The sequence below is a fragment of the Paenibacillus sp. FSL P4-0113 genome, from assembly GCF_038009305.1.
Taxonomy (GTDB): domain Bacteria; phylum Bacillota; class Bacilli; order Paenibacillales; family Paenibacillaceae; genus Paenibacillus; species Paenibacillus polymyxa_D.
In genome coordinates this window covers 842,491-862,303 of sequence record NZ_JBBPAZ010000001.1, presented here as the reverse complement: position 1 = coordinate 862,303, position 19,813 = coordinate 842,491, and the positions used below count along the sequence as shown (strand labels likewise).

Genomic DNA, 19,813 nt, shown 5'->3' with positions numbered 1-19,813 from the left:
TGTAGTACATACATAAACGGTATGGGGTACTCTTGAAACCATTAGGTATATAAGATTCCCCAAAAACTAAGGTTTATTTTTTTCCTAGTCATTTTTCTGTTCATTGTGGCTAGAATGGGGTAATAACTCAAGTCAGCTTTGAGCCAAAAGCGAATGCATTACCGATTCATACATTTTTACTTACAAACATATAAGGGTGGTGACGTGATGACAGACCAAACTCTTCCGCAACAGGCTATTTCATCGGAAGATATTTATTTGTTTCATGAAGGAACGCTTTATCACAGCTACCGATCTTTGGGTTCCCACCTTACTGTGGAGAACGGAGAACAGGGCGTCCGTTTTACGGTCTGGGCTCCTCATGCTCTCCATGTCGGGCTTGCTACAGATCGCAACAACTGGAATGGGGAACAGGATTCCTTATATAGGGTTCCCAAATCCGGTTTTTGGAGTCGTTTTTTTCCGGGGATATCCCAAGGAACTTTTTACAAATACGACATTACGGGTGCAAACGGTGAACGATTTCTGAAAGCAGACCCTTACGCGGTACGTGCTGAAGTGAGACCGGCAACGGCTTCTGTGGTAGCTTCTATAGATGGTTATACTTGGAACGATGCGATTTGGCGCCGAAAACGTAGAGCACCGTATGGAAAGCCTCTACACATATATGAGCTTCATCTGGGCACTTGGAAGCAAAAAGAAGATGGTACGTTTTATACATACAGGGAAATAGCTGAGCTTCTTGTGCCTTATGTGACTGATATGGGGTATACACATATTGAACTGATGCCGCTGAGTGAACATCCGTATGATCTTTCCTGGGGCTACCAACTTACTGGATATTTTGCACTCACAAGCCGTTATGGAGAACCGCATGATTTTATGTATTTGGTGGATCGTTGCCATCAGGCGGGAATTGGAGTGCTGATGGATTGGGTCCCAGCCCATTTTGCAAAAGATGCTCATGGATTAAGGCTGTTTGACGGATCGCCCCTGTTCGAATATGCGGATCCGCTGATTGCGGAAAAGCCCGGCTGGGGAACGCTGACGTTTGATTACAGCAAACCGGAGGTGCGTTCTTTCCTGATATCTAATGCGTTATTTTGGATGGATATGTACCATATTGACGGCCTGCGCGTAGATGCTGTGACGAGTATGCTACGGCTGGATTTTGAAAAGCAGGACGGTCAATATCGTTTTAACTCTAAGGGAGGTATTGAAAATGAGGAGGCTATTGCCTTCCTTCAACAACTGAATGAAACAGTATTCCGCTATTATCCGTATGCTCTGATGATGGCAGAGGAGTCCAGTGCCTGGCCTATGGTAACTTCCCCGGTAAGCGATGGAGGACTCGGTTTTAATTACAAATGGAATATGGGCTGGATGAACGATACGCTTGATTATATCGAAACGAATTTCGATCAGAGACCGGAGCGCCATAATTTGCTGACATTCCCCATAGCTTATGCGTACAGCGAAAATTTTACACTGCCATTGTCGCACGATGAGGTTGTTCATGGTAAGAAGTCGCTGCTTGATAAAATGCCAGGTAACTATGAGCAAAAATTTGCCGGGCTTCGAGCGCTTCTCGGTTACCAACTCACCTCGCCGGGCAAAAAGCTATTATTTATGGGAGGGGAATTCGGCCAATTCATCGAATGGAAGGATGAGGAGCAGCTTGACTGGTTTCTGCTGGATTATGACAGTCACCGTTCGCTGCACGCTTTTACGAAAGCGCTGAATCATTTGTATATTCAGGAAAAGGCACTATGGGAACTGGATCATTCGTGGGATGGATATCAGTGGATTGAGGCGGAGGACCGTGGGCAGAGCGTAATTACGTATTTACGTAAAAGTAAAAAGCCAGGAGATACATTGGTCGTGCTTATTAACTTTCAGCCCGTACCGAGAGAGAACTACCGAATTGGGCTGGAAAAGGCCGGGAGTTATATCGAACTGCTGAACAGTGATCATAAGGACTTTGGGGGAAGTGGCCAGCTAAATACCGGAATGATACGGACCGCCCGTATTCCTTGCCACGGTCAGCTTCACAGCTTGGAGGTGACTATACCACCCCTGAGCATCGTTATACTCAAGAAAGCGCCTCGGAGGCCTAAAAAAGCAGATTAACCACATAAGGAGGAAGCATATATGAACATTTTGTTTGCGGCAGCAGAAGCACATCCATTTATTAAAACAGGCGGGTTGGCTGATGTCATTGGCGCACTGCCGAAGGCACTTCGTCAGGCGGGGTGCGACGTCCGAATCATTTTGCCTAAATATGCGGGGATTCCCGATACTTATAAAAAGTCTCTACGTCCGGTAGCGGTAAAGCAAGTAGCCGTAGGCTGGCGTAATCAATATTGTGGAATAGAGGAACTGACATTAGACGGAATCAAAGTTTATTTTATAGACAATGAGTATTACTTCGGTCGTGACGGTATTTACGGTTATATGGATGATGGCGAACGCTTTTCCTTTTTTAACCGAGCGATTTTAGAAATGCTGCCTGAACTGAACTTTCGGCCGGATATTTTGCATTGTCATGATTGGCATACAGCAATGGTTCCGCTGCTTCTGAATGCCGATTATCGACATTTGCCCTTCTACAGCGATATTCGCACGGTGTTTACCATACATAATCTGCTGTATCAGGGGGATTTTCCGTATGAGGTCTTAACTGAGCTGCTCAACCTGGATGGGAGCTATTTCACCTCCGAGGGTGTGGAGTATCATGGCAGACTGAATTTTATGAAAGGTGGGCTTACGTACTCGGATCATGTCACGACCGTGAGTCCGACCTATGCAGAGGAGATTCAAACGGAATTTTACGGATATGGGCTTGAGGGTCTGCTTCGTAAATTGGGAGATCAGGGTCGCTTAACAGGGATTGTGAACGGAATTGACACCAAAAGCTACAATCCTGCTACGGACAATCGTATTTATACGAAGTATCGAACGAGCCTGGCAAAGAAAAAGGAAAACAAAATTGGTCTGCAAAAGGAGCTGGGTCTGCCGGTACGGCCGGACGTACCTATGATTGCCATGGTAACCCGACTTGTAGATATGAAGGGGCTAGATCTGGTAACGAGAGTGCTTGATGAAATCTTGTATTATGATGATATCCAGTTTGTCGTTTTGGGAACAGGGGATCCGGCTTTTGAGCATTGGTTCCGTGAGGCAGCGGGACGCTATCCACTGAAAATGTCGGCGCAGCTTGCTTTTAGCGAACCTCTGTCACGAAAAATATATGCGGCAAGCGATATGTATCTTATGCCATCAAGGTTTGAGCCTTGCGGGATCAGCCAACTGCTAGCGCTTCGTTATGGAAGTATCCCTATTGTGCGAGAAACTGGGGGCCTTAACGATACCGTGCAGGCTTACAATGAGTCTACAGGGGAAGGAAATGGATTTAGCTTCACGAACTACAATGCACATGATATGCTGAACACCATTCGTCGTGCTGTTCATTTTTATCGCCAATCTGAGCATTGGTCGAAGCTTACACAGACGGCTTTCGCAGGAGAATATAGTTGGGATGTTTCAGCCGAAGCGTATATGGATATTTACCATTTGCTCACAAAGACGGACTGAACGGAGTAGGAACACCATATTCATATTAATGAAAAAGGGAATCCCTTTAGCCAGTGTTTGGCTGAGGAATTCCCTTTTTTGCTATGATCAGTCGCCCCCGCCACCACAGCTGCTTCCACATGAAGAGCCGCTGCTACACGAAGAATGGCTACCAGAATCGCCTGAATCATGGTGAGAAGAGCCTCCATGATGAGAACTGTCATGGGAGGAATGATGATGCGAGTGATGCGTATCCCAGTTCGAGCAGCCGCTTGCCGAGCTACAACCAGATGAGCTAGCTAACCCGGCATTGCCTGTAGCATCCGGGTGCATGTGTATGGCAAATTGTTCAGGTTGATACCATGAATACCATACAACAGCTAATAACAGATAGTCGACCTGTAAATAGTTGACCTTAGGCAATTGCTTACCCTCAGGATCATCCACCGCTTTATTCACCCGCTCGCGCAGATGTTGTACAATCTTATGAACCGTTTGTTGGGCTTGCTGTGAAATGGCTATATTCTCCTGAGTATTCCAACGGTTACCTGCTGGCTGCGCCGAAGTTGTGAGTTTGTAATAGTGTGAAAGCTCGTCGTTCGGTAATGGATGATTAAAAAAAGTCCCCCACAAACTGGCGCTATAGCGGTTCCAGCCAAAGCATTCCACATACAACCAATCAAACCACGCACGCTCCTCCGGCATCGGCTGAGAGCCGCCAGAATGGGGCGCATGGTGAAGCATACGACCAAAAAAAGCTTCCGAGAATTGCTGATATTCGCGGGTAAACATCAACATTTCGTGCCATAATTCATCCACATCACTACTGAACATAGGCACACGATTCATAATCGCGCATAGCATAAAATATCGTTTTAGCTCATGCCAACGCCAATCATATTCTTGCTCCGTAATCTCTGGGTGGGCTTCCATTACACGATTCCTTACGCTATGAGCATAGGAGACGGGAATGGATTGCTCCAATAGCTGCATCAGCTCCGTAATCTCTGGATGACGCTCCTGCGAAAGGGAAGAAGGAGAAGGGGAGCTGAGGAAAAAAGCATTCCGGCGCCGTGTTTTTCTGTTTCCCCGGTTCCTGCGTATTGCACGGAATATAAACCAAAAAATGATGAGGTCTATCACAATAAACAACGTCCAAAAGCTACTCATACTATCCATGATGGCTGGCTACTCCTTTCTGAAATAACACGGAATTAAGATTTAGCGTTCGTTATTCAGCAGAGCGAATTCTTTTTTTATCTGGGCTAGCAGTTCAGGATTCGTGATTACATCGCAAGCAGTCCATGCCAAAGTTCTCGCAGCCAGCAGCATTCCTTCCATGGCTCGGTCCTGCATCGCCAAATCGCGGAATTCTGGTGTATGCAAGGCATGCTTCTCGTCAATAACTTGAATGTAAGGATGGATAGCAGGGCAATGAAGCGATACATTTCCGATATCCATAGAGCCATGATCTTCGCCTTCCGTTATATCTTCTTGCGAAATGCCAGCCTGTACCAAATTTGCGGTAAACGCATCGGAAAGTACACGGTTCGTGACCATTTCATCATAAGAAGTCTCATAATTGGAGGTCTCCAAACGACACCCGGCCTGTAAAGCAGCTCCTTCAGCAATTTGAATAACACGGCGAGTCAGCGGGTTCAGTTCTTGACGTGTAGCGGCCCTTACATAAAATTGCGCTGAGGCGTAATCAGGAATAATATTGGCTGCTTGGCCACCCTGATTAATGATCCCATGGATACGCACTGTGCTTTTTACTTGTTGACGGAACGCATTGATGCCATTGAACGTTTGAATCACAGCGTCCAGCGCGTTAATGCCTTCGTGCGGGCTGGCAGCCGCGTGAGCGGATTGACCAAAAAATTCGAATTGTACAGCATCAATCGCCAGCGATTTGCCTGATTTTTCGTAACGATCATAAGGATGCGTCATAAGTGCTATGTCGCAATCATCAAACAAACCGGCAGCGGCCATAGGGACCTTAGCACCACGAGTTTCTTCGGCAGGTGTGCCGTATACCCGTACTTCTCCACCAGTTTCGTTGATGATCGACTTGAGGCCAACGGCAGCACCGGTACTCATCATGCATATCAGATGGTGCCCACAGGCGTGTCCTAAACCTTTCAGAGCGTCATATTCTGCCAGAAAAGCGACAACCGGCCCGGATTTTTCAGCTTTGTAAGTTGCAATAAAGGCTGTTTCTATGCCCAATACGGGTGCCTGGACCTCAAAACCGTGAAAAATGAGTTCTTCTTTTAAACGGGCAGCGGCCAGAAATTCCTCGTTTCCAAGTTCAGGATTTGCCCCAATATATAACGAAATGTCCTTAAAGCGTGGGGCATGCTGCTCAATTGTCTTTTGAATGGTCTGTTTAAAATTCATGCTGAAAACTCCTTTATATAAGCTGTAATGTAGGTACTGCGCTAGGTATGCTGAAATTGTACTATAACATTCATTGCATAATCATGCATATTCATTTATAATGACACAATCTTATTTATTATAAAGAATTTAAGGAGAGAAAAAAAGATTGAAAAAGGCATATCGTTTTACCGCCCTGGTTTTGACGGCGGTTATCTTGCTGTTGACGGGTCTTCCCATGCTCAATGCATACGGAACGGAAGCAAAGCCACAGAAAAAACTTGTAGTGGGCATGAGTGCCGACTTTCCGCCGTATGAGTTTCATAAAGTTATTAACGGTAAGGATACTATTGTTGGCTTCGATGTGGAAATCGCGAAGGAAATCGCCAAAGATTTGGGTGCGGAGATGGTCCCTGAGGACATGAGTTTTGACTCTTTGCTACCTGCTCTGCAAAGTGGTCGCGTAGACTTGGTACTGTCCGGTATGACACCGACGGATGAGCGTAGAAAAAGCATTGATTTTTCAGATGTATATTATCGCTCCAAGCAAGTCATTATGGTACGCCCAGAGGATAAAGACAAATATCCTACGATGGCTGCTTTGAAAGGCGAGAAGATTGGCGCGCAAAAGGGGAGTATTCAGGAAGAAATTGCTCAAAAAGTACCCAATGCCTCTGTAACCTCACTGGACAAAATATCCGATCTGGTACTCCAGCTGCGGACCCAGCGTATCAACGCTGTTGTGATCGAAGATACGGTTGCTAAAGGGTACACGTTAGATGGGACCGTAACACTTGCCAAAGCGATACCTGAGGATGCCGGAGCAGAAACTGCTGTAGGTATACGCAAGGGGAACGCAGAATTGCTTGCCTCTGTAAATAAAACGTTGGCTCGCCTGAAAGCGGACGGGTCGATTGAAAAGTTTTCTACAGAAGCGAGTGCACTCTCGGCAGATCGACAGGTTTCTTCTAATAACATCGTAGATATTTTTTGGAAATACCGCAGTCTTTACGCTACGGGTATTGGTTACACTCTGTTGCTGTCTGCACTCGGAGTACTGTTTGGATTTATCATTGGTCTGATCGTATCCTTGTTGCGGATGAGTGGTATACGCATCATTGAGTGGTTAGGTACCACATATGTGGAGATCCTGCGTGGCACACCTATGCTGGTGCAGCTCATGATCATTCACTACGGGATTGCTTTGACGCTGGGTGTCAATTTTACTCCACTCCAGTCCGGTATAATCACATTGTCTCTGAATAGCTCGGCATATCTGGCTGAAATTTTCCGTGCAGGTATCCAGGCAGTAGACCGTGGACAGATGGAGGCCGCACGCTCATTGGGTATGGGACGAGGCAAAGCTATGCGTCACGTCATTTTGCCACAAGCGTTTAAATCTATTTTGCCTGCTATAGGTAATGAGTTTATTACAATTATTAAAGAATCCTCCATTATTTCGACTATTGGTATGGTGGATATTATGTATCAAGCCCAGGTCATTAAGAATATTACCTACGAAGGATTAAGTCCGTTCATAATCACAGCCGCTATTTATTTTGTAATGACATTCAGCTTGTCTAAGCTGCTTGGTTTATGGGAAAGGAAGTTGAGAGCCAGTGATCACCGTTAAACAATTGCGTAAATCGTTCGGCAAGAATGAGATTTTAAAAGGCATTGATATAGATATCGCCAAAGGAGAAGTTGTCGTTATCATCGGTCCCAGCGGTTCGGGGAAGAGTACGTTTTTGCGTTGTATGAATCTGTTAGAACAGCCGACGGATGGGGAGATTTTATTTGAGGGCGAGCCGATTACAGCTCGTGGTCATAATATTAATGTAACCCGGGAAAAAATGGGGATGGTGTTCCAGCATTTTAATCTGTTCCCACACAAAACAGTGTTGCAGAACCTGACGCTTGCACCGACGCAGGTTAGAAAACAGTCAGGTAAGGAAGCGGAAAAAATTGCATTAGAACTCCTGCGTACCGTGGGGCTCGAGGATAAGAAGAATACCTATCCGAACCAGCTATCCGGTGGTCAGAAGCAACGTATTGCGATTGCGCGTGCTTTGGCCATGCAGCCGCACGTAATGCTGTTCGATGAGCCGACTTCTGCATTGGACCCTGAAATGGTTGGAGAGGTTCTGGATGTAATGAAGAAGCTCGCCGAAGGCGGTATGACAATGGTAATTGTAACGCATGAAATGGGCTTTGCCCGCGAGGTAGGCGATCGAATTATCTTTATGGATAACGGTCAAATTGTGGAGCAGGGTGCACCAGACCAGGTATTTGGCACTCCAAGCCATGATCGCACTCGTGATTTTCTTGCCAAAGTATTGTAAGAAAGTGCTGGTCTAATCATAAAAAAGCTCTCCGTTGACGGAGGGCTTTTCTTATTTTGTCACCATTTCCCCATACTTTCGTAACAAATATCGATTTCTTAATGACAAAATTGTAACGAGTGTAGTATGATGTTCAGGGTTCCCAACATTTTCATGCGGATAAGGTTACAAAATTGTGATATTATGCAGTAAGCCAAAACTTACCGGGACAGCATGCGGTTAGACAAGCGCTGAAATGCTGGCCCAAACTATGGGAAGTGCGGGGGACGTAACAACGGCAGCCATTCCGATACGTCATAAGACGATGAGGAATATGCCTAGGGGTGAATTGCACAAGCATAGGGCTTCTCCTGAGTCCGAATCCGACAGCTAACTTCGCAGGCATAAAAGAGGAGGTACATATCTTTGAAACATTTAAAACATATTGGTAAAACGATGAAAATTGCGGTGCTTGCCGCAGCTATTGCAGGGTTGGCACAGACAGCTGGAATAGCGGATGCTGCCTCGCTTCACACTGCCAAAGAGGGCGATACCTTCTTTTTGCTTGCTCAACGTTATGGAGTATCGGTAGACGAGCTAACAAAGGCTAACCCAAACATTGCCTCCAGCAATATATATGCAGGTCTGCAAATTAAGGTGCCTGGCGAAAAAAGTGTAAAGGCAGCTTCGGAATCGAAGCCGCAGCTTCTTACGGAGAAAGCAGCAGCGAATGAGGCGCCAACGATTGAAGCTTGGGGTAAAACATTCAACTATAGCAAAATAGTTGACGTTAAGGCTTCAGCGTATTCTGCCGCAGCCGATGAGAATGGTAAATGGGGCGCAGTGGACTACTACGGCAATCCGCTTAAACTAGGTACAATTGCGGTAGATCCTAACGTCATTCCGATGGGCACGAAAGTACTGGTTACAGGCTACTCCCATCCAGGTTTGCCGGATCATTCTTTTGTAGCTGTCGCTCGCGATCAGGGCAGCGCCATTACAGGAAAGCGGATTGATATCTTTATTCCAGGCAACAAATCATTTGTGAACGACTTTGGATTTCAAAATGTGAAGCTGTACGTTATTGATAAATAGCATTGTACGTATATACAGTTTAATTAAACATAATATATATTATGTAAACATAACGCCTATATCCGTATATATCTAGGTCGGACTCTTATCAGGTCCTATCCGTAAAAAGGCTGTCTTGACGAGCAGAATACTTCTGCTGGTAAGACAGCCTTTTTACGTTGCTTTAGCTTGGACCTCAATTATAAACATACTGTTATTTTCGTTCCGATGTGTGGAGTAGCCGGGGGACTGTCACAAATTTGTAGCCCTTAGCTTTTAGAGAGTGAATTAGACCCGGCAAAGCTTGGACAGTGCCTTGCAAGTTGGAACTTTGACCTCCACCAGCGTGCATTAAAATAATAGAGCCAGGCCCTGTAGCTGGAATCACATTTCGCTGAATTTGTGTTTTACTTAGTCCCTTCCAGTCGAGAGAGTCTACATTCCAGTTGACAATCATGTAGCCATGACGACGTGCCCACTTTATTTGAGGCTCTGTAATTTCACCGTAGGGTGGACGAATCAACTTGGGGCGAAAACCTGCGCTGGCTTGTAAAATACGTTCTGTTTTTGTAATCTGGTTGCGAAAGCGTTCTGGTGTAGCCTTCCTAAAATCCGGATGAGTATAGGAATGATTTCCTATAGCATGGCCTTCACGGATAATACGACGTATAATCCCCGGATGCTTTTCCGCACGGTGACCGACGATGAAAAAGGTGGCTTTGATGCCGTTGGCGTGTAATACGTCCAAAACCTGCGGCGTATACCTAGAATCGGGCACATCATCAAAGGTTAAGGCAATTTGGCGGGTGTGTGGGCCGCACATTTTAAAAATGTCCGCATGTTTTTTACGCAACATTGCTAATGTAGGAGTAGCTCGATCTGTACTCAGATGTACAGAAGAAGCAACAGCTGCTTCCTTGGGATGGGGCGTTCCGATCTTGGGAGGCGCATCCGCGTGAACGGGTAAACTTGAAAATGCTAGTAACAGTGCCAAGCATGGCAACACTCCCCTGTACGGCATATGTATCCCCCCTTTTCGTGCAGTGGTACCTAGTGGTGCTCTCGACTATTATGTACCTGTCCTATTAAAAATATGCTGGTTACCAAGTTAGGCTCATAAACGTCTGGAAAGAAGTTCGCGATGAAATGATTATCAATGAAGATGATGGAGCTAAACGTACATATTCTCTTAAACATGACCGAAAACAAGAGCATTTTCGCAAGTTTTAGCCTTACAACGGATTCGGTATCCCGTGACAGCTGGTGTATAATGGGGTTGCAATTCATAATTATACAGACATGGAATTGAAGGAAGGAAGGATAAAAGTGACCGACTTGTTTACTCCTTATCAATTAAAGGGGCTTTCTTTAAAAAATCGGATTGTTATGCCCCCGATGTGCCAATTCAGTGTGGAGGCCGAGGATGGAAATCCGACGGATTGGCATCATGTCCATTATGTGAGCCGAGCAGTAGGAGGTGCTGGTCTTATTATTGTGGAAATGACAGCGGTTCATCCTGATGGACGTATTACGGATCGTGATTTAGGTATTTGGAGTGACGAACATATTCCTGCATATCGTAAGATTGTAGAGGAAGTTCACAAGTATGGTGCCAAAATTGGCATTCAACTAGGCCACGCTGGACGCAAGGCCGAAGATGCTGAGCAACCTGTGGGTCCTTCTTCGATTCCTTTTAGCGAACGCCTTAAAAAGCCGCACGCCTTAAAGACAGCAGAAGTCAGGGAACTGGTTCAGGCATACAAAGAAGGCGCGCGCCGCGCGGTGGAAGCCGGTTTTGATACGGTTGAGATACATGGCGCTCACGGCTATCTGATCCATCAATTTCATTCGCCTTTAACAAATACGAGAGAAGATGAATATGGCCAGGATCTGTCACTGTTCGGTGTTGAGGTCATACATGCTGTTAAAGAGGTTCTTCCTGCTGATATGCCTGTGCTTATGCGGATATCTGCCAAAGAATACGTCGAGGATGGATATAATGTGGAATACATAACAGGTGTAGGGGAACGATATCGTGATGCAGGTGTGGACATTTTCCATATCTCTTCTGGTGGCGAGGGTCCAATTGGTTCTGGCGGAGGGCCGTCTGCGCGTGCTGGCTATCAGGTGGATTTAGCTCATACCGTCCGTGAAAAGCTGAATGTACCTGTAATTGCTGTTGGATTACTGGATGATTATGAGGACGCCCGTCGGGTTGTTCAGCAAAAAGAAGCTGATCTGGTAGCAATAGGCCGCGCCATGCTGCGTGATCCCTATTGGGCGTTGCATGCATCGCGGGAGCTAAAAGTACAGGCCGACATCCCAGAGCCTTACTTGCGCGGCTTTTAGATAATTTTTGAAACCCTCTTTGCAAAGCTTGCGTAAACATGTGTACAGAGCTTAAAATTTAAGCATTCAACTCTAGGAGGAACTTCACATGTCTATTTTCAAACGATTAAGAGATCTTACGATGTCCAACATTAACGCCATTATTGACAAGGCAGAAGATCCAGTTAAAATGACGGACCAATACATTCGTGATATGCAAGAGGACCTGGAAGATGCAGAGAAAGCGGTAGCCGCTCAAATTGCTATTGAAAAGAGATTCAAACAGCAATACGAAGAACAGGCTGCTTTGGTAAAGAAACGCGAAGAACAGGCACATACCGCTGCAAAAGCACAAAATGTAGATCTGGCCCGTCGCGCGCTGGAAGAAAAGAAATCTGCTGAACAAAAAATGAACGAGTTCAAAGCTGGTTACGAACAGAACAAAGCTGCGGCCGATAACCTGCGTGGCAAGCTGGATGAAATGCGCAGACAGCTGACAGAAATGAAAAACAAGCGCGAGACACTGGTTGCCCGTTATAACGCAGCTAAAGCGCAAACTGAAATTAACAAAGCTATGAACGGTTTTAGCTCTGATACGGCAACTGCCGGATTGAAGCGTATGGAGGAAAAAATGCTGCAAGCAGAAGCACGTGCCGAAGCGAGCAACGAAATGTCTTCTAAGGAAAAATCGTTGGATGAGGAGTTCAAAGAGCTGGATAAGAAAAGCGCCGTGGACGATGAGCTTGCCGCTTTGTTGAAGCAATACGAAAATAAATAAGAACATTTAAGCAGTGCCGCCAAGTTTGATTGCTCAGGAAGCGAAGGAGAAACGTTTTCTCCTTCGCTTTTCCCTGCCCGCAGGCGTAAAACATTATATGAAGGTCAAGAAGATGTGGAGGATGGTATGAAATGCATTTTTTAGAAACGATGAAAGCAATGCTTGTATGGACTGGTGCGGGAGCTATTTTGATCTTCGCATTAATGTATGTCGACTCTTTATTCACGAAGTATAAGGATTTTGCCGAAGTGAAAGCTGGAAATATGGCCGTAACGGTACGAATGATTATGAAGCTGGTTGCACAAGGCTATATTTTGTCAGGCTCTATCGCTACAGCTAATAATTTGCTCGAAGCGCTTGTGTATTCTGTGATCGCTTTTGTCATCCTGCTTGTTTTGGAAGTTATTGTACGTCTGCTGCTGCGGTACTGGGCCCAGTTTGATCTGGATAAAGGTACACAGGAAGGTAAAATTGGTTTCGGCCTGTTTTCAGGAGCGCTGCATCTGGTTGGCGCCTTGATCATTACAGCATGCTTCTAGGCTAAGAAAGGCAGGAATATAACCATGGGTGTTTGGAAACGAATTTCAAATCTATTTGCTAAGCCGGAGCCGCCAAAAGCAGAGAAAAGCATGCTTCACTTAAATCCAGGTGATATCTGTGAAGTTTCGCTTGTCACCTATGAAGTGGTAGGTCGTGTACATAATCGTGCCCGGAATGCCGTTGTTTTGACACTTCAGGATGGTAATCAAATCAGTTATCTTCATATAGAGGAACGGGAAACACTGCAATTCGGACTATATCAGGCCATCGACGGTAGACTTGACAACCCTGAGGAAGTGCCAACCATTTTAGAGCTGGATGATACAACGTATCATTTGGAGGAGCAATATTCTGGGCAAGTTACCCTCATGGGCCGTGCTCCTTTCCGACAGGGTGGAGAACAGCATGTTTGGCAGTACCAGTCTGATAATTACCATTTGTTGCGGGTAGAGTGGCAGGACGGTCGCTTTATGCTTTATGAAGGAGAAGAAGTGATTACCGGAGATGTCAAGGTTATTCGGGCAAGCTAGGAGAGGGTTACACATGAGCAAACGCACCTGGCAGTATGCATTAAAGGTCTTTGTGGCGCTGAGCTTGTTCGTATCCGTGTTAAGCGGCTGCGGCGCGCCAAGTGTAAAGGATACGTATCCGCTGGAATCGGTTAGTGGCAGCGGAAATTCAACCTCGTATGTATACCGGGCAGCTGGCAAGACAGTCCCGGAAGTAGCGGAGGAATTGAAAGAACAGCGTACACCGGAACAAATGTCACCGCAGAGCAATGAGCGGATGTTTCTGGTATATAGCGATGAGTGGTACCATTTGCAGCAAGATCCAGCTAAGAAGGAAGATACACTCATTGAAATTGACAGTAAAAAGTATGTAGAACAAAATTACAGTTCAAGCTTTCTAAAAGGATACTTAACCGCAACTGTGCTGGATGCTCTGTTTGATTCCTTTCGTGGTTCAGGCTCCTATCGGGGCTACTCCAGCAGAGATGTATACCGACCTTCTCAGGGCCAATATCGTGCTCCTACAGTGCAGGAGAAAAAGGCGATTCCGCCGATTACGGTGGAGCGGAAAGGTTCGGTTACCCGTAGAGGGAAGAACTCGGATTCTAGCGTTGGATCAAGCGGAAGTTTGTTCGACAGAGGGTCCAGCAGTTCACCGAGCAGAGGCTCGATTTCACGTGACCGGAGCGACAGCGGCGGTTCCAGCATATTTGATTCGCCGCGTAAATCTTATAGTAAGCCCAAAACACGTAGCGGTTCAGGTAAAATAAGTCGACGAAGTCGACGATAGTGGGTAAAATTTTATTTTCTTCTAAAGTTGTTTGCGGAACTGTGGAGCTGTTGCACAGTTCCTTTTTTGTAGTTTGATATAACCTAAAGTGAATTGAACAGTGCTCCTTTGCTTCGATTTTATTGCCGTCTACTTTGACCTACACTTGATCAGAGCTTATGTGTTCAATACCATCGTCTTCAATAATGTTGCTTTTTTTGATATGGAAATGACGAGCTATCTTTTCTATAGCACCCATCCGTGGTTCAGAAAGTCCGCTCTCCCAAGCTGAAATTGCTTTATTGGTAACCCCAGCGATCTCAGCAAGTTCTTGTTGAGTCAAATGATATTTTATACGTAATTTTTTAAAATTGTCACTTAAAGCCACTATAATCCCTCCACCCCAAATTAAGTAGATTATAACCTTGATATCGAAAAAAAACCAACATAATACATTAGCAAAAGCAACGTCGCTCACTTGGGGTGACTTTTTTTGTTAGTATAAATGGGTGTCGAGTTTGAAGAAGAAAGCCAGGGGAAGAAAATTCCACCTCATATTTATACAAAAAAATCCAATTTACTAGATTATTTCATTGCCACATCTATTAGTAAAATATACAATTACATCAGGCGAAATAGGAGGATGGTGTAACTGTGTTATCTGCTTTTTTATATATTTTACTTGGTTTTTTCGATGCTTTAGCGGCAGTTACTTTGGTCTTGAAGATTTATATGCTCCCCGTGTGGGAAAATCGAAGAAAAATACTTCTCTATGCAATTGGCATAACTTTGTTTTCCTTTCTCATGAGAGAAGTAATAGGCATGCCTAAATTAGATTTTCCGCTTCAGTATTTGTTAATGGTTCTCTTTTTAAGATTTGGTTTAGGGATCAAAACATATCTTGCGGCTTTTTCTGCTGGTTCCGGTCTTACAGCTTACATTAACCTACAGCTATTTGTATATATATTTGCAAACTTTTTCGGAGTAGCACAGCCAGGTGTTATAAGTGATACAGCTGGCTCTTCTATATACGTTATACAGTTGTCTTCCATCCTTACTGCGTACTTTATTTCTTTTGTGATGGGTAAATATAACTTTGGATTCTCATTTATCATTCAACCCCCACATGATTTTTTGAAAGGTGAAAATTACCTAGCATCTCTAAATAAAATGTTCATTATAGGGTCCCTAATATCATTTGTCACTATTTTTGTTACTTTGTATATGCTCTATAACTCCAATACGATAGGATTACTTTCCATCTCATTACTAACTTTTGGAATATCGTACTTCTTATCAGAGAAAGGAGATTACGAGGATGCTAGAAACGCTATCGAGGCACATCGCATCAGAAATAAAGAAAGCTGATCCTGATGGACCCACAAGTGTTGAAGTGATGGAGTATGCGATTGGTATAAAAATTACCGAAATTTCAGCAGTGCTCATGGTCGCAGTTATAGGATGGATAACAGGACATTTTTGGGGGGCATTACTAGCTCTGGCTACGATCATGTTTGTAAGGAGATTTTCAGGAGGGGTACACTTCAGCAACCTTACACTTTGTGTCTTCTTTACAACGGCCATATGTGTAACTATACCTTTTGTCTCTTTAAGTTTAGCAACGATTTTGATAATTAACGCTTGTTCATTATTAGTGTTTGTACTATATGCTCCCAATCATTTTATCTATATTAATAAGACCAAACATCACAAATATTATAAAACGATATGTATTTTAGTTTGCATATTAAATTTTTTTATACAATCTCACATAATATGTTTAGCTTTAATTATACAAGCATTCAGTATTCTTCCTTTATGGAAAGGAGGTGAGCGAAAATGGATAAGAAATTGGCGAGAGCTTTAAGTATAAGCCTTGGTAAATACGCTAACGAGTCTACGAAAAAAGAAAAAACAATTTTTGGCGCTAAACCTGTACCAGCTGAGCTGAAGAAAACAGAAAAGAACTGAATTTAATGGAAGAGGGAAAGCGAATCCTAGCCACTCCATTGCTTGATGACAATTCACTTGGAGATTGCTCTTTTTTTTGTGAGAATCACCTAGTTGCGATTGAATTGTGGAAGCCTAAAAGCAATTATCACATTCCGCTTTTTCATACTTCTCATGGAAGATTTACAGTTCCCACCACCCTCCATGAATGTTCCGTAGGCTTACCCACTTTTTGCAATTTGGACGGATCTAATTTGGTTAACATCACACAAGTGGACAAGATCATTACGGGAGATTATGGAGGGGGGCAGGTTGTTTTTAAAAATCATGATATTAAGGAAAGTATAAATTCAGCAAATTTATCTCGGTGGAAACAAATATATGCAGATGCAATGAATGCCGATAGAGAATTTCGTTATATTTTCGGATCGGAAATTAAGGTAGTGGGTAAGGCAGCAGTGAGCGGTTTTTTTAAGGTAATGAATATGCATAGTGTGGATATGTGGGAACCTAAAAAAAATTATTATGTCCCGCGTTTCAACTCTGGAGATCGTTCTTATACAATCGGGCTAACCGCACAGGCTTGCAGGGAAGCTTTTCCGTATCTATATCCAGCTTATAAAGATACCCTGATAAATCTTGACTTGGTTTGTGAAATTGAGTCTAACGCATTTGGAGGGCTGGTACGATTCGAAGGATCTGACTTCACTTGCTCGATGTCTCATAATAAACTTAAAGCGCTTAAAAAACTGTGGAAATGACCCATGAAAATTCAGGGGTCATTTTTGTTACCAGATTTAAATGAATAAGTCAATAATCAGTTAGACTAGGATAAGCCGGACGGGTTCGATTTAATTCGACATATTTCCCGTTTTTAATCATTTTCCATGTGATAAAATTGATTATGAAAAAAATAACAATCTTTTAAATAAAGGTGAAAACAATCTACATATAAGAAAAGGAGGGTGAAAGCGGGATATATATTGTAAATGCCGGCATGTACAAATGCCCCGAAGGAAATGCCTGTTTGTCAGGCAAGTTCCCACTCATATAAGTCCTCAGCTTTACACTCCAATATCCTAGAAATGAGGACTGCCGCCTCGAATGACATTTTGTCACGTCCCGCGATCCAGTTGGATATTTGTTGCCGCGAATATCCAGTTCGTCGGGCGAGCCATGATTGAGTGCGTCCATGAGATTTGAGTTCCTCTTTCAAAAGGCATTTCCCCCGAGTAAGTTTTTGCACCTTACTTGCTCCTAACAGGGGAAAAGTGTTTCGTTCAGAGTATACAGGTAAATTACTTTTTTATCAATTATATTGTGGAGTTGATTGGATGGTTGCAGATAAAAATGAAAATGTAACTTGCACTAGCTTTTATACAATAAAGATGGCACGACTCGCTTCAGGATATAGTGAGTTAATAGCTTGCAATATACTTGGTATGTCAATGAATGAATTAAAACATATAGAGGAAGATTCATCCGATTTAACAATAGCTCGAGCACAGCAAATGTCCTCGTTATATGAGGTTTCAATAGATTCAATCTATTTCGGAAAAATTAATATAAACTAATAAAATAGAGAAATGACCGGATGATACGCAAAATTAAAAACTGAAATCTACCAAAAACAGCCGCGATATGATATCCAGGCTGTTTTTTGGCGGATAAAGACTTGGAGCAATTCAATAAATACCGTTTGGATTTGCCAGATAACGGTTTTAGCGTTATAACAGAAAGAGGACATTTAAGAAGAACGGAGTGAGAATATGAATCATACATCATTAAACGCAGAAAAATTCCAGCGTAAAGCAGTTCAGGTGGAAGAGGCACAAAGCAGGATAGCTAGTCATGTTAAACAGGGTGAAAGGGAGGACGTAGGGCTTGAGCAAGCACATGGTCGCTATCTGGCGATGGATTTGACTGCGCCACATCCGTATCCCCGCTTTCGTCGTTCTGGTATGGACGGCTATGCGATCCTTGCCTCGGACACTGAAGTCTGTTCGACCGGTCAGGAAATCTGGCTACACGTGATTGATGAAATTCCTTGTGGCACTGTATCGGACAAGCGGGTGGAGACGGGAATGGCAGCCCGCATCATGACAGGAGCACAACTACCTGAAGGAGCGGACACGGTGGTTATGCTGGAGGCGACACAGCTGCGTGAGGAAAATGGACAGACATATGTTGGCTTAAAGAAGCGTATGGAAGTTGGCAAAAATGTGACACAAATTGGTCATGAGATTAAGGAAGGTCAGCTTTTGCTCAGTAAGGGAACTTGCGTGGGAGCGGGGCATGTCTCAGTACTGGCTACTTTTGGTGTACATCGGGTGCCTGTTTACAGGAAGCCAAGGGTGGCTGTCTTTTCCACAGGGTCAGAATTGCTCGCAGTGGATGAGCCGTTACAACCGGGAAAAATTCGAAACAGTAATACATATATGCTGGCTTCTCAAATCAGAGAGGCAGGAGGAGAGCCGTTCATTTTACAAGCCATTCATGATGATTTGAGTCTTGCCCGTACCTCTGTACGTGAAGCCATAGCTGCCTATGATATCGTGGTCACGAGTGGAGGAGTATCGGTGGGGGATTTTGATATTATGGGTGACCTGGTACGACAGGAAGATGTGAATATGCTGTTCAACAAAGTTACGATGCGTCCAGGAAGTGTGACCACAGCCGCAGTGATTGACGGCAAGCTGTTATTTGCGCTTTCAGGCAACCCCGGTGCGTGCTTTGTAGGCTGTGAGCTGTTTGTACGGCCGACGATCCAAATGATGTTATCTTCGGCACATCCATATTTACAAACCTGGACGGCGAAGTTAGGCGCAGATTATACGAAGGTAAACAACTATACACGCTTTGTACGCAGCTCTTTGGAGATACGTGGTGGACAAGTATACGCGATTCCTGCGCGAGCAGATGAATCTAGTGTCATGGTGACCATTAAGGACAGCGACTGTCTGATCGTGATTCCTCCTACAACAGAAGGATTACGCAAAGGTGAAGAGGTGCGAGTACTGGTATTACAAGGTGGACAGGTAACGTGAATACGAAACATCCATTTGTATGTCAAATCGTCGGATTCAAAAATACGGGGAAAACGACCTTTCTCGGAGGGTTAATTCGTTATGTGCAGAAGTCAGGTCTACGCGTAGCAGTGATCAAGCATGATGGACATGAATTTGAAATGGATCATGAGGGTACTGATACGTATAAGCACCGACAGGCGGGTGCTGAAGGCGTAGCTATTGTTTCGGCTGGAAGAACAGCTATTTTAGAGGAGAATAGTCAGCCTGTCACCAGTCTGATACGGCATTTTCAGGCCTATGATTGTGTGTTGCTGGAAGGCTTCAAGCAGGAGGATTATCCGAAGCTGGTCATGGTTAAGGAACAATCGGATGCTCAGCTTACCGATAAGCTGACAAATGTACAGGGGGTAGCGGTTTGGGAGCATCAAATGGATTGGGCTCAACATCACTACTCAGATGAAATGATACAAATATTTCCTGCTGAGGCCAACGGACCCGCAGGCCGCTGGCTACTCGAACAGATTCAAAAGCAGATAGAAGGAATGAGGAATAAGCAGGGGTGA

At 44.3% G+C, this 19,813-nt stretch carries 22 protein-coding genes and 1 riboswitch; of the genes, 17 read left to right on the top strand and 5 right to left on the bottom strand.

What is annotated here, in order from left to right; translation table 11 throughout:
- Nucleotides 1-207 precede the first annotated feature (207 nt).
- Together glgB and glgA are read left to right on the top strand one after the other, a co-directional pair.
- A complete protein-coding gene (gene glgB, locus MKX46_RS03300) occupies nucleotides 208-2,130 on the top strand; it encodes a 1,4-alpha-glucan branching protein GlgB (protein WP_029517456.1) in 1,923 nt (640 codons plus the stop codon).
- A 21-nt stretch (nucleotides 2,131-2,151) separates the two neighbouring features.
- Nucleotides 2,152-3,594 (top strand): glycogen synthase GlgA, encoded by a 1,443-nt coding sequence (glgA, locus tag MKX46_RS03295; protein ID WP_341070900.1) that lies wholly within the window; start codon nucleotides 2,152-2,154, stop codon nucleotides 3,592-3,594.
- Nucleotides 3,595-3,681: 87 nt separating this feature from the next.
- Here glgA and MKX46_RS03290 read toward each other — a convergent pair whose 3' ends face one another.
- Both MKX46_RS03290 and MKX46_RS03285 read right to left on the bottom strand, forming a co-directional pair.
- Complete coding sequence (locus tag MKX46_RS03290; protein ID WP_165146599.1) at nucleotides 3,682-4,752, bottom strand: hypothetical protein; 1,071 nt, start codon at nucleotides 4,750-4,752, stop codon at nucleotides 3,682-3,684.
- Between the two features lie 42 nt (nucleotides 4,753-4,794).
- On the bottom strand, nucleotides 4,795-5,973 hold the full coding sequence (locus MKX46_RS03285) for a M20 family metallopeptidase (protein ID WP_165146596.1): 1,179 nt from the start codon (nucleotides 5,971-5,973) through the stop codon (nucleotides 4,795-4,797).
- Nucleotides 5,974-6,121: 148 nt separating this feature from the next.
- On the opposite strand from MKX46_RS03285, the gene MKX46_RS03280 reads away from it, so the two are divergent.
- From MKX46_RS03280 to MKX46_RS03270, 3 genes are all read left to right on the top strand, one after another.
- Nucleotides 6,122-7,585, top strand: coding sequence for an ABC transporter substrate-binding protein/permease (locus tag MKX46_RS03280; protein WP_029517460.1), 1,464 nt, complete (start codon nucleotides 6,122-6,124; stop codon nucleotides 7,583-7,585).
- Nucleotides 7,572-8,294, top strand: a complete 723-nt coding sequence (locus MKX46_RS03275) for an amino acid ABC transporter ATP-binding protein (RefSeq protein ID WP_029517461.1) — start codon at nucleotides 7,572-7,574, stop codon at nucleotides 8,292-8,294. Before MKX46_RS03280 ends, MKX46_RS03275 begins: the two co-directional genes overlap by 14 nt.
- 230 nt (nucleotides 8,295-8,524) lie before the next feature.
- A riboswitch (cyclic di-AMP (ydaO/yuaA leader) is annotated at nucleotides 8,525-8,693 on the top strand.
- Between the two features lie 6 nt (nucleotides 8,694-8,699).
- Nucleotides 8,700-9,368 carry a 3D domain-containing protein gene (locus tag MKX46_RS03270; RefSeq protein WP_029517462.1) on the top strand — a complete coding sequence of 223 codons (669 nt, stop codon included), beginning with the start codon at nucleotides 8,700-8,702 and terminating at the stop codon, nucleotides 9,366-9,368.
- A 193-nt stretch (nucleotides 9,369-9,561) separates the two neighbouring features.
- Here the strand turns inward: MKX46_RS03270 and MKX46_RS03265 are convergent, their stop codons facing one another.
- A complete protein-coding gene (locus MKX46_RS03265) occupies nucleotides 9,562-10,368 on the bottom strand; it encodes a polysaccharide deacetylase family protein (protein ID WP_029517463.1) in 807 nt (268 codons plus the stop codon).
- Nucleotides 10,369-10,673: 305 nt separating this feature from the next.
- Between MKX46_RS03265 and MKX46_RS03260 the strand changes: the two genes are divergently transcribed.
- From MKX46_RS03260 to MKX46_RS03240, 5 genes are all read left to right on the top strand, one after another.
- Nucleotides 10,674-11,696 carry an NADH:flavin oxidoreductase/NADH oxidase gene (locus MKX46_RS03260; RefSeq protein WP_029517464.1) on the top strand — a complete coding sequence of 341 codons (1,023 nt, stop codon included), beginning with the start codon at nucleotides 10,674-10,676 and terminating at the stop codon, nucleotides 11,694-11,696.
- Between the two features lie 88 nt (nucleotides 11,697-11,784).
- Entirely contained in the window at nucleotides 11,785-12,453 is a 669-nt protein-coding gene (locus MKX46_RS03255; protein WP_010348252.1) for a PspA/IM30 family protein, read from the top strand.
- Nucleotides 12,454-12,584: 131 nt separating this feature from the next.
- The gene (locus MKX46_RS03250; protein WP_013310484.1) at nucleotides 12,585-12,992 is read left to right on the top strand and encodes a DUF350 domain-containing protein; all 408 of its coding nucleotides are present in this window, start codon (nucleotides 12,585-12,587) and stop codon (nucleotides 12,990-12,992) included.
- Nucleotides 12,993-13,016: 24 nt separating this feature from the next.
- Nucleotides 13,017-13,523, top strand: a complete 507-nt coding sequence (locus MKX46_RS03245; protein ID WP_318627304.1) for a DUF4178 domain-containing protein — start codon at nucleotides 13,017-13,019, stop codon at nucleotides 13,521-13,523.
- A gap of 13 nt (nucleotides 13,524-13,536) precedes the next feature.
- Nucleotides 13,537-14,292, top strand: coding sequence for a DUF4247 domain-containing protein (locus tag MKX46_RS03240; protein WP_318627305.1), 756 nt, complete (start codon nucleotides 13,537-13,539; stop codon nucleotides 14,290-14,292).
- A gap of 139 nt (nucleotides 14,293-14,431) precedes the next feature.
- On the opposite strand, the gene MKX46_RS03235 is transcribed toward MKX46_RS03240, so the two are convergent.
- Nucleotides 14,432-14,659: a helix-turn-helix transcriptional regulator gene (locus tag MKX46_RS03235; protein ID WP_029517467.1), complete on the bottom strand. Its 228-nt coding sequence runs from the start codon at nucleotides 14,657-14,659 to the stop codon at nucleotides 14,432-14,434.
- 266 nt (nucleotides 14,660-14,925) lie between these two features.
- On the opposite strand from MKX46_RS03235, the gene MKX46_RS03230 reads away from it, so the two are divergent.
- The 4 genes from MKX46_RS03230 to MKX46_RS03215 are packed head-to-tail and all read left to right on the top strand — an operon-like array spanning nucleotide 14,926 to nucleotide 16,982.
- Complete coding sequence (locus MKX46_RS03230) at nucleotides 14,926-15,639, top strand: hypothetical protein (protein WP_029517468.1); 714 nt, start codon at nucleotides 14,926-14,928, stop codon at nucleotides 15,637-15,639.
- Nucleotides 15,590-16,138: an accessory gene regulator ArgB-like protein gene (locus MKX46_RS03225; RefSeq protein WP_029517469.1), complete on the top strand. Its 549-nt coding sequence runs from the start codon at nucleotides 15,590-15,592 to the stop codon at nucleotides 16,136-16,138. The genes MKX46_RS03230 and MKX46_RS03225 overlap by 50 nt, the downstream gene beginning before the upstream one ends.
- Complete coding sequence (locus MKX46_RS03220; protein WP_256026089.1) at nucleotides 16,111-16,242, top strand: hypothetical protein; 132 nt, start codon at nucleotides 16,111-16,113, stop codon at nucleotides 16,240-16,242. Before MKX46_RS03225 ends, MKX46_RS03220 begins: the two co-directional genes overlap by 28 nt.
- Before the next feature lie 5 nt (nucleotides 16,243-16,247).
- Nucleotides 16,248-16,982 carry a hypothetical protein gene (locus MKX46_RS03215; protein WP_165146590.1) on the top strand — a complete coding sequence of 245 codons (735 nt, stop codon included), beginning with the start codon at nucleotides 16,248-16,250 and terminating at the stop codon, nucleotides 16,980-16,982.
- 269 nt (nucleotides 16,983-17,251) lie between these two features.
- Here MKX46_RS03215 and MKX46_RS03210 read toward each other — a convergent pair whose 3' ends face one another.
- Nucleotides 17,252-17,467, bottom strand: coding sequence for a helix-turn-helix transcriptional regulator (locus MKX46_RS03210; protein ID WP_016820733.1), 216 nt, complete (start codon nucleotides 17,465-17,467; stop codon nucleotides 17,252-17,254).
- A gap of 88 nt (nucleotides 17,468-17,555) precedes the next feature.
- On the opposite strand from MKX46_RS03210, the gene MKX46_RS03205 reads away from it, so the two are divergent.
- The 3 genes from MKX46_RS03205 to mobB all read left to right on the top strand — a co-directional run bounded on the left by MKX46_RS03205 (nucleotide 17,556) and on the right by mobB (nucleotide 19,813).
- Entirely contained in the window at nucleotides 17,556-17,795 is a 240-nt protein-coding gene (locus MKX46_RS03205; RefSeq protein WP_029517471.1) for a helix-turn-helix domain-containing protein, read from the top strand.
- 195 nt (nucleotides 17,796-17,990) lie between these two features.
- Complete coding sequence (locus MKX46_RS03200) at nucleotides 17,991-19,268, top strand: molybdopterin molybdotransferase MoeA (RefSeq protein ID WP_029517472.1); 1,278 nt, start codon at nucleotides 17,991-17,993, stop codon at nucleotides 19,266-19,268.
- Nucleotides 19,265-19,813: a molybdopterin-guanine dinucleotide biosynthesis protein B gene (gene mobB / locus MKX46_RS03195; protein WP_029517473.1), complete on the top strand. Its 549-nt coding sequence runs from the start codon at nucleotides 19,265-19,267 to the stop codon at nucleotides 19,811-19,813. Before MKX46_RS03200 ends, mobB begins: the two co-directional genes overlap by 4 nt.